General features: G+C 73.1%; 2 protein-coding genes. Both read left to right on the forward strand.

What is annotated here, in order from left to right; all coding sequences use genetic code 11:
• The first annotated feature begins 139 nt into the window (after positions 1–139).
• Positions 140–4,042 carry a WD40 domain-containing protein gene (locus ACWEVO_RS17270; RefSeq protein ID WP_452308531.1) on the forward strand — a complete coding sequence of 1,301 codons (3,903 nt, stop codon included), beginning with the start codon at positions 140–142 and terminating at the stop codon, positions 4,040–4,042.
• 259 nt (positions 4,043–4,301) lie between these two features.
• Positions 4,302–11,093: calcium-binding protein (locus ACWEVO_RS17275; RefSeq protein WP_452308530.1), on the forward strand; the 6,792-nt coding region annotated here is incomplete at its 3' end.

Genomic DNA, 11,093 nt, shown 5'->3' on the forward strand with positions numbered 1-11,093 from the left:
CCGGTTCGGCCCGGAGCCGAGGATGATCACCTTGGGCCGGGCCGAGGGCGCGACCTCGGTCTCCTGGTCGTACGTCGAGTAGTGGTACGGCGTGGCCGACCCGGACATCCCGTCCGAGCTGGTCTACGACGGCGACCGGGTGCCCCGCGGGCTGGCCGAGGAGGCGCAGCGGCGCGGCGTCCGCGTGCTGCACCTGACCGAGTTCCAGGGCCTGCTCGACCTGCGGGAATACGTCGCCGCGCAGACCGCCCGGCTGCAGGCCGACCGGCTCTACCCGCCCGGCCAGTACGTGCCGCAGCGTTACCGCCACCTGGTCGGCGCCGACCAGCGGGTCCGCGAGGACGTGGTGGACGAGCTGCTCGAACTGATCTCCGCGCCGGACGGGCGGTTCGTGTTGGTGCTCGGCGACTTCGGCCGGGGCAAGACGTTCGCGCTGCGCGAGGTGGCCCGCCGGCTGCCCACCGCCGCGCCCGACCTGATCCCGATCCTCGTGGAGCTGCGCGCGCTGGACAAGGCGCACTCGGTCGACGGCCTGGTCGCCGCGCACCTGGCCAACCACGGCGAGCAGGTGATCGACCTCAAGGCGTTCCGCTACATGCTCCGCCAGGGGCGCATCGTGCTGCTCTTCGACGGCTTCGACGAGCTGGTGGCCCGGGTGACGTACGACCGGGCGGCCGATCACCTGGAGACGCTGCTGCAGGCGGCCGAGGGCAACGCGAAGATCGTGGTGAGCAGCCGTACCCAGCACTTCAAGACCAACTCGCAGGTGCTGACCGCGCTCGGCGAGCGGGTCGGCCTGCTGCCGCACCGCCGGGTGCTGGCCATCGAGGATTTCACCCCCGGTCAGATCGAGACCTTCCTGCGCCACCGGTACGGCGGCGACGAGCGGGCCGCCCGGGACCGGATGGACCTGCTCGCCGGGGTGAAGGACCTGCTCGGCCTCTCCCGCAACCCGCGGATGCTCGGCTTCATCGCCAACCTCGACGAGGGGCGGCTGTCCGCCGTGGCCGGGGCCGGGGGCACGTTCAGCGCCGCGGCGCTCTACCGGGAGATCCTGGAGTCCTGGCTGGACTTCGAGGAGCGGCGGACCCAGGGCATCCCGGGCGCGCCGGTGAACCTGCGCCGGCCCGAGCTGTGGCACGCGGTGACCCGGCTCGCCTTCCAGCTGTGGGAGAGCGGCGAGTCCTACCTGCGGCTGGCCGAGCTCGCCGAGGCCACCGGCCAGCTCGCCGGGCTGGCCGAGTCCCGGCTGTCCGGGCCGCAGGCCACGCACGCGGTCGGCGCGGGCAGCCTGCTGGTCCGTACCGACGACGGGCTGTTCGGGTTCATCCACACCTCGGTGATGGAGTGGTTGGTCGCGGAGGGGATCGCCGAGCAGCTCAACCGGGGCGAGGAGCCGTCCGCGCTGGCCGTGCGCCCGCTCTCGGCGCTGGCCGTCGAGTTCCTCGGCGACCTGGCCGACCCGGCCCGGTGCACCGCGTGGACCGCGCGGGTGCTCGGCGACGAGGACGCCGGGGAGACGGTCCGGGCCAACGCGCTGCGGCTGAGCGCCCGGCTGCGGCTGCCCGACCGGGCCGACCTGCGCGGCGCGGTGCTGCGCGGCGAGGACCTCTCCCACCGCGAGCTGGCCGGCGCCGACCTCACCGGCGCCGACCTCACCGACACCCGGCTGGTGTCGGCCAACCTCACCGAGGCCCGGCTGGAACACGCCCGGCTGCGCGGCGCGCGGCTGGACCAGACCCGGCTCGCCGGGGCCGACCTGCGCGGCGCCGAACTGGCCGGGTCCCGGCTGTTCCGGGCCGACCTGCGCGGCGCGCGGATCTCCGGCAGCAGCTGGCACCGGGCCGCCCTGATCGACGTGAGCGCCGACGCCGCGCTGCTGCGCGCGCCGGAGCTGCGCGGCGCGGTGGTCGCCCCCGGCCGGCCGGTGGCGCCGGGCCTCGCCCCGCCGGCCGTGGGCGTCTCCTACGGCTTCGAGGTGGGCCGGCTGCCGGTGCCCGTCGCGTACAGCCCGGACGGGGCGGTGCTCGCGGTCGGCAGCGACGACGGTGGCGTGCTGATCTGCGACACGGCCACCGGGCTGCCGGTACGCACCCTCCAGGGCCACCGGGGGCGGGTGTACGCGGTGCGCTTCGACGCCGCCTCGCACCAGCTGGTCACCGGGGCGGCTGACCTCACCGTCCGGCTCTGGGACGCCGACCACGGCGACGTGCGGCACGTCATCGAGGACGTCTTCGCCGGCTGGGTGTGGCCGCTGCTCACCGACGGGGCGCGGGGCCGGCTGGTGGTGGGCGACGCGGCCGGTGTGGTCCGGCTCTACGACACCCGCACCGCCCGGCTGCGGCACGAGTGGCCGGGCCACGCCGCGCCGATCTGGGGCACGTCGTTCAGCCCCGACGGGCGCCGGGTCGTGGTGGTGGACAGCGCCGGCGTGGTCCGCGGCTGGGACATCGCCTCCGGCCGGCCGGCCTTCGAGGTCCGCGAGCCGGAGGTGGTCTACCGCGTCGTGCACACCCCCGACGGGCGGGCCTTCGTCGCGGTCGGCCAGCACGGCCGGGTGTGGATCCGCCGGGCCACCGACGGCGAGCTGCTGCGCCAGCCGCGCGGCCACGAGGCCGACGTGTACGCCCTCGACGTGCACCCCGACGGCGGGTTGATGGCCACCGGCGACACCCACGGAGCGCTGCGGCTGTGGGAGGTGGAGACCGGGCGGCCGGTGCGGGTGCTCGGCCGGCAGCGGGGCGCCATCTACAGCGTCCGGTTCAACGCCGACGGCACCCTGCTCGCCACCGCCGCCAGCGACGGCGCCATCCAGCTGTGGGAGACCGCCGACGGCCAGCCCCGGCACGAGCTGACCCGGCACCGCGGCTCGGTCTGGCCGGTGGTCTGGCGGCCCGACCAGGCGCAGGTGGCGACCAGCAGCAACGACGGCACCACCCGGATGTGGGACGTACGCAGCGGGCAGCTCCAGCACACCCTGCGCGGGCACGGCCGGCGGGTCACCGCGCTGTCCTTCCGGGACGACGGCGAGGTCCTCGCCGCGTGCGGCAACGACGGCGTGGTCCGGTTGTGGGAGCCGCGTACCGGCCGGCTGGTCCGGCAGCTGGCCAGCCCGGCCGACCGGCTGCTCTCGGCGGTGTTCTGCCCGGGCGAGCCGCTGGTCGCCGCGCCCAGCGGCGACGGTGGGGTGCACCTGTGGAACACCGACACCGGCGTCGACGAGCGGGAGCTCAACGTGGACACCGACCACGTCTGGGCGGCCGCGTTCAGCCCGGACGGGGACGCCCTGGCCACCGCCAACGACGACGACACGGTCCGGCTCTGGTACCGGCGGACCGGGCGGCACTTCGCCACCCTCACCCCGCACCGGGGCCGGGTGCGGGCGGTGGCGTTCAGCCCGGACGGCGAGACCATCGCCACCGGCTGCGACGACCAGCTCGTCCGGCTCTGGGACGCCGCCACCGCCACCTGCCGGCGCACCCTCGAACAGCACACCGACCGGGTGTACGCGGTCAGCTTCAACGCCGAGGGCACCCTGCTCACGAGCGCCAGCAACGACGGCACCGCGGTGGTGTGGGACGCGCTCACCGGCGAGCGGCGCAGCGTGCTCACCGAGCACACCGGTCGGCTCTGGTCCTGTGCGTTCAGCCCCAACGGGGCGCTGCTGGCCACCGCCGGGGACGACCTGATCATCCGGCTGTGGGACCCGGGCACCGGGCGGCTGCACGGCACCCTGGCGGCGCACACCCGGCGGGTCTGGTCGGTGGCGTTCAGCCCGGACAGCAGCCTGCTGGCCAGCGCCGGCGACGACGGCACGGTCCGGCTGTGGGACGTCGCCGACCCGGAGCACGCGCAGTTGCGCGCCACCCTGATCGGCCTGCCGGAGGGCTGGGCCGCGGTGAGTCCGGACGGCCGGTACAAGCTGGACGGTGACCCGGGCGGCCAGTTCTGGCACGTGATCGGCACCTGCCGGTTCGAGGTGGGGGAGCTGGACCCCTACCTGACCCAGGTGCGGCGGCTGTCGGTGGACGCCCCGTTCTGACTCCGGCCCGGCCGGCGAACCGGCCGCTGTCCGAAAATGCCGACCTTCCGTCATGGACGGTCGGCCTTTTCCGTCCGGTGCGGTCGATCGGTCGAGCTGAGCGCACAGTCGGTACGGCACCCTCGGCGAAGTGACGTCGACCGATCGGTCTGACGGCCTGTCACCATCTCGACACAGTCGTTGTGAGTCCCGCCCGCGATCGGTGTGCTGGCGCCTGACCAGCGCCGTCGTCGACGGCCATCGAGGAACGAGGTGGCTCATGGTGGCTCTACGGCGGCTGCTCGCCGCGCTGACCGCGACGGTGGTGACCGCCGCGCTCGCCCTGGTGTGGACCGCGGCGCCCGCCCACGCGGACGAGGCGTGGGAGAGCGCGCTCAAGGACCTGATGTCGCGGACGGCCACCTGGGCGGAGGGCGGCCTGTCCCGGGTCGGCCTGCTCGGTCAGCCGCTGCCGCTGCTGGGGGTCAGCCCGGGCGCGCTGGTGGACACCGACAAGCTCGCCCGCAAGGCGTCCGACGCGCTGGCGAGCGGGCTCACCAAGGACGACGTCGACCTGGGCGGCGGCACCCGGCTGACCAGCACGGTCAGCACCAGCGGCGGCGACCACCTGCTCGACGTGCTGGTCACCACCAAGCGGCAGGTCACCGACAAGGATCTCGCCGTCGGCGGGGTGACCCTGGCCAAGGCGGTCGAGGTGACCGGCTGGGCGACCCTGCACCTCAAGGCGCGGCACACCGCCGCCGGCGAGACGTACCTGGTGCGCGACGGGGACACCCCGCGCATCGACATCGACGCGGCCGCCAGCCTCCGGTCCGATTTCGACCAGGCCACCGCCTCCGTCGGCATCCTCGGCGTCACGCTCACCGCCGGCAGCACGCTGACCGCCCGCACCCACGTGAAGGTCACCCTCACCGACCCGAACGGCGACGGCCGGCTCGCCTTCGACACCGCCGCCGGCCCCGGCACCGGTGAGCTGGGCGCGTCCGGCTCCCTCGCCGGACTGGTCCAGGTCGCCCTGGACGGCTCCGGCGGCGGGAAGATCTCCGACACCGAGACCGAGCCCGGCCCCGGTTCCGTGCACGGCGTGGTCAAGCTCGGCGCCGCCACCTCCGGCGCCCCGTTCGACCTGCCCGCCGTCGCCGCGACCGTGAACGTGGACTGGAACGACATCTCCGTCGGCAGCCCGACGGTGACCACCACCGGGCTGGACGAGACGATCGCCAAGTTCCGCAACATGAGCCCGCTGGACCTCGCCTCCGGCCTGGCCCAGCTCGCCACCCTGCTCAGCGGGGTGCAGCAGAGCGGGCCGGCCGGCAACCTCAGCCTGCCGTTCCTGCGCGGCACCTTCGCCGACGCGGTGAAGGTCAACGAGAAGCTCACCGGCTTCCTCAAGAAGTACGTCCACCCGAAGCCGGACGACCCGGAGTTCAACCCGGCCACCGACGACCCGGCCAAGGCCGGCCAGCCGAAGTTCAGCTCGATCCAGGAACTGGTCAAGCTGCTCGCCGCCGAGGGCCTGCCGGTCGACAACCTCTCCTTCGCGGGGGAGAAGCTCGTCTTCCGGGTGAAGCTGGAGCGGGAGTCCACGGTCGCGGTGCCGCTGGACCCGGGCGCCGCCTCGGTCTCCGGCCGCGGTGCCACCTTCACCGCCAACGGCTTCACCCTCCCCGCCGACGACCACCGGTTCACCCCCGGCGAACTGGTCGGCCAGCGGGTCGTCGCCGGCACCTCGGCCGGCACCATCGCCGCCAACACCGCCACCTCGGTCACCCTGGCGCAGAACTGGATCGGCGGCCAGCCGGCCGCCGACAGCGTCTGGGTGATCAGCGGTTCCAGCCCCAACATCGGCGCCGTCGAGCTGGCCGGGACGCTGACCAAGCCGGCCGGCGGGGACAAGAAGGTCGGCCTGCGGGCGGCCAACGCCCAGGCCAGCTTCGCCACCGTGAAGCCGAAGTACAGCGCCGCGGTGACCCTCGTCCTCGACCTGCGCGACGACCTCGGCAGCCCGACCGCCAACGCGGACCGGGTGCTGCTGCGCACCGACCCGGCGACGCCGCTGTTCGCCGCCGACTTCCCGATCACCACCGGCGTCGACTTCTACGCCAACGCCGGCTTCCTCAAGGTCAAGCTCGGCGGCGACCTGGCCGTCGGCCCGGCGGCCGCCGGGCAGCGGATGCTCCAGGTCAACTTCACCAAGGCGGAGGACGTCAGCCTCGGCGAGCTGTTCCGCCGGCTCCAGTCCAAGCCGACCGAACTGCTCGCCGTCTCCTCGTCGGTGAAGACCACCGGCAAGGTCACGGTCAGCGTGCCCGGCGCCACCGGGGCCCTCGGCACGGGGGTCGGCGTCGACGTGAGCTGGACCGCCGGCCAGCAACCGGTGGTGGACACCAGCAGCCTCGCCGGGCTCTTCGCCGTCGACTTCAACCCGGACGACCCGAAGGCGCTTTTCGCCGTGGTCGTCGAGGCGCTGCGGCTGGTCAACGCCGCGCTCGTTCAGCCGGGCGGCGGCAGCGGCCCGCTGAACACCGAGATCCCGCTGCTCGGCCGCTCGGCCCGGGAGCTGCTGGGCGCCGACGAGAGCGGCGTCGGCAAGGGCGTCTCCTTCGTCGCCGACGGCGCGAACTTCCTCCTCAAGGACGGCAACCGCAGCGGCGACGCGGCGTTCGACGAGCGGCTGACCGGCCGCACCGTGGTGATCGGCAGCCAGGCGTACCGGGTGCTGGACCGGGTCGACGGCCAGACCCTGCGGGTCGCCGCCGCCGGCACGCCCAAACCCGCGGACGGCACCGCGTACGCGCTGCGCCCCGAGCTGGCCGACGCGCTGGACAAGCTGCTCGCCTCGCCTCCGGACACCCTCCAGGACGCCCTCGACCTGCTCAAGAACGCGATCGGCGCGGGCAGCGGGATCCAGTTCACGCTGGACGAGCGGGCCGGCGGGCCGTACCTGCGGATCGGGCTGGACTGGAAGCGCAACGTGCGCACCGCCGGGCCGCTCGCCTTCGCCTGGGACGGGGCCCGGGACCTGGTCAGCCTGGACAGCTCCGGCACCTTCGCCCTGGACGTCGACGCCCGCGCCCAGCTGGGCCTGCTGCTGCCGCTCAAGCTGAACGCGGCGCCGCTGCTGGACAAGACCTCCTCGGCGAAGGTGACCGTCAGCGGCGGGATCACCGACGCGGCCCTCGCCGCCCGGGTCGGCCCGCTGGCGCTGGACCTCGGCAAGGACCCCGACTTCGCCACCGTCAAGGCCAACCTCAGCGTCGGTCTCGGCGGCCTCGCCGCGGACGGGCCGGTGACCGACCTGTTCGGCCTCACGCCGACGTTCACCACCGCCGGCGTCGACTGCGGCGGCGGGGTCGGGGGGACGAGCACCCCGATCTGCGCCCGCGCGCCGCTGTTCGTCAACAACTGCACGCCGGCCGACGCCACCAACGTGCTCACCTTCACCATGGGCCTGGACCTCACGCCCACGGCCAACACCCCCGACCTCACCTCCTGCTTCGCCAACCTGTCGCTGAAGCTCACCGACTTCAACGTCGGCATCGACGGCTACCTGGCCAAGGTGGAGGAGGCGTTGCGGCTGGCCAGCTTCGACGGCAAGCTGCCCCTGGTCGGCGACGACCTCCAGCAGGGCGAGAAGTTCGTCGCCCAGCTGCGCGCGGACGTCAAGGCCGCGATCGGCCCGGCACTGGCCGACGCCACGCTGGACAGCGCCGGCATGCAGTCCGCCCTCAACAACGCGCTGAAGAAGCTCGATCCGGGCGTCAGCGCGGTGGTCGGCTGCCGCAGCGGGGTGGCCACCCCCTGCCAGCCGGAGGACTTCCAGTCCATCCGGATCAAGCTCACCGCCTCCCGCGGCGCGCCCTCGGCCGCCGACGGCTGCAAGGACGTCAGCGACACCGACCGGTGCCTGACCGCCAACGTCCCGCTCGACCTCGGCATCCCCGGCCTGTCGCTGAAGGCGAAGAAGGGCGCCACCGACGGCATCCAGGCCAAGCTCGGCTGGAAGCTGCACCTGGACCTGGTGCTCGACCGGGACGAGGGCTTCTACGTCCCCACCCATGACGGGGACACCGCGCCCGAGGTGCAGATCGGCGGGAACTTCGACACCACCGGCGACCTGGCCGCCCAGCTCGCCTTCATCCAGGTGAACGCCACCAAGCAGGGCACCGGGCCGCTGGTGAAGGCGTACTTCGCCATCGACCTGAAGGGCTCGACGGGGGAGAAGAGCTGCTTCGACCCCACCGTCACCGCGAACTGCACCGCGAAGCCCGATGACAAGCTCACGCTCGCCGAGTTCGCCGACCTGGGCTCGCTCATCGCCACCGACGTCTCCGCCGACGTGAACATCGACTGGCGGCTGGCGGCGGTGGTGAACACCGGCGACGAGGCCGGCTCCGCCCTGCCCGGCATCAGCGCCCGCTTCCAGCTCAAGTGGGGCCTGAAGCACCAGCAGGGCGGCCTGACCGCGAGCGGCGACAGCGTCGACACACCGCTGCAGGTCAGCTTCACCGAGATCGCGCTGGACGCCGGCTCCTTCTTCACCAAGATCCTCAAGCCGGTGGTGGACAAGATCAAGGCGGTCACCGGACCGCTCCAGCCGGTCATCGACACCCTCTACGCGCCGATCCCGGTCCTGTCCGACCTGTCGAAGGCCACCGGCGGACCGGACATCACCCTGGTCTGGCTGGCCCGGACGTTCAGCACGCTGACCGGCGGCCCCAAGCTCGAGTTCGTCGACACGGTCCGCGCCGTGATCACCTTCGTCAACCAGATCTCCACCACCTGCAACACGAACTGCTCGATCCCGCTCGGCGCGTTCCAGGTCGATCCGGCGAAGGCGCTCACCACGGAGGTGTCGCCCGCCTCGGCGGAGAGCCTGATCGACAAGAACCACGGCTACCAGCCCGCCGACGAGTCGGCCGTCAAGACGGCGGTCGACAAGGCGGCCACCAGTGACGCGGGCAAGCTGTTCACCCCGGACGAGAAGGGCAAGACCAACGCCCAGAAGACCGGCTTCAGCTTCCCCGTCTTCGACAACCCCGGCTCGCTGTTCGGGCTGCTCATGGGGCAGGACGTCGAGCTGGTCAGCTTCGATTCCGGACCGCTGTCGCTCGGTTTCAGCTGGCGGCAGTCGTTCGGCCCGGTCTACGCGCCGCCGCCGGTGCTGATCACCCTCTCCGGCAGCGCGTCGGTGACCGCCCGGTTCATCGCCGGCCTGGACACCGCGGGCATCCGGCACGCCGTCGAGGCCGCCACCGACGGCACCGCCCTCGACGCGGTCAGCCTCCTCGACGGCCTCTACTTCAAGACCGCCGACAGCAGCGGCAAGCCCGTCCCGGTGGTCACCCTGCGCGGCGAGATCGCCGCCGGGGCCGAGGTCAGCGTGCTCTTCCTCAAGGCGGGCATCGAGGGCGGCATCCGGCTCACCGTCGGGTTCAGCTGGAACGACCCGAACAACGACGGCAAGTTCCGGACCAGCGAGTTCCTCCAGGCGCTCCTGGTCAACCCGGTCTGCCTCTTCACCACCAGCGGCCAGCTGTCGGTGTTCCTGAAGGTCTACATCACCATCAACCTGTTCCTGTTCGAGAAGACCTTCGACTTCACCCTGGTCGACGCCACCCTGCTGGACTTCCGGGCGCAACCCGACTGCAAACCCAAGCCACCGGAGCTGGGCGGCACGGTCGGGGACACCCTGGTCGTCTTCGCCGGCAAGTTCGGCAAGAAGGAGCAGCGCGGGGACAAGGCGTGGGACAACGGCGCCGGCACCTACGCCGGTGACGTGGTGAAGGTGTACGCGCTGCACTACGCCGACGCGGGCACCGCCGGCGCCAGCGACGACTTCGACGGCTTCGCGGTCGAGGCGCTCGGCCGCAAGCAGGAGTTCCTCGACCCGAACCTGACCCGGGTGGTCGTCGACGGACGCGGCTACCAGGTCGCCGACGCGGACAAGACCTCCCTGTCGATCCTGCTGCTCGGCGACGGCGACACCAGCGGCGACGGCACGAAGACCTCCGCCTTCGACAAGGCCGCGGTGATCATCGGCTCCGACGGCAAGGACCAGATCCGCACCGGCACCGGACCGGCGTACGTGGACGGACGCGGCGGCGACGACGTGATCGTCACCGCCGAGGCGGCCGGGCAGGTGAGCCGGGTCGCCGGCGGCGCCGGGCAGGACACCGTCACCACCGGCGACGGCAACGACGTGGTGGCCGGCGACAGCGGCCTCGACCCCGTCGACCGGGCCGGCGGCACCACCGTGCACACCTCGGTCGGTGACAAGACCCTCGACGGCCTGGTCGACTGGACGAAGCTCAAGGACCCCACCGAGGAGACCACGGGCGCGGCCGACCACGTCACCGTCGGGCACGGCGCCAGCACGGTCTACGGCAACGGCGGCGACGACGTGCTCGGGGTGGTCCTCGACGACCGGCCGAACGGCAGGAACACCCTGGTCGGCGGCCCGGGTTCGGACATCCTCAACGGCGGCAAGGGTGACGACACCATCCACACTGCGAGCAGCACCGTCCCGTCCGACCCGGATGCGGCCGGCAGCGGCGACGCGGGGCTGGTCAACAAGGTCGACACCGGCTCCGGCCAGGACACCGTCCACGGCAGCGCCGGCAGCGACCTGGTCGTCTCGCACTCCGCGAACGGGCAGACCGGCCACCTGTACGGCTACGGCGGTGACGACGTGCTGGTCGGCGGCTACGGCACCGATGAACTGTTCGGCGGCCCCGACCAGGACTACGTGATCGCCGAGCCGGCCTCGGTCGGCGACCCGGACGGCACCGACGGCTACGGCCCGGCCCGGCAGGTCACCCACCAGCCGCTACCGGCCGGCACCCAGTCGCAGACCAAGCTGCTCGTCGGCGGGCTGGGTAGCGACCACGTGATCGGCGGCGACGGCGGGGCGACCGTCTTCGGCGACAAGCGCCTGACCGCCGAGACCTGCGCCGACGCGAGCCTCGCCGGCGCCCAGCCGGATCCGACCGACCAGGGCTCGGCCGACCTCATCCTCGGCGGCGCCGGGGTGGAGGTGGTCAGCGCCGGC

This window comes from Micromonospora sp. NPDC003776, assembly GCF_053605645.1.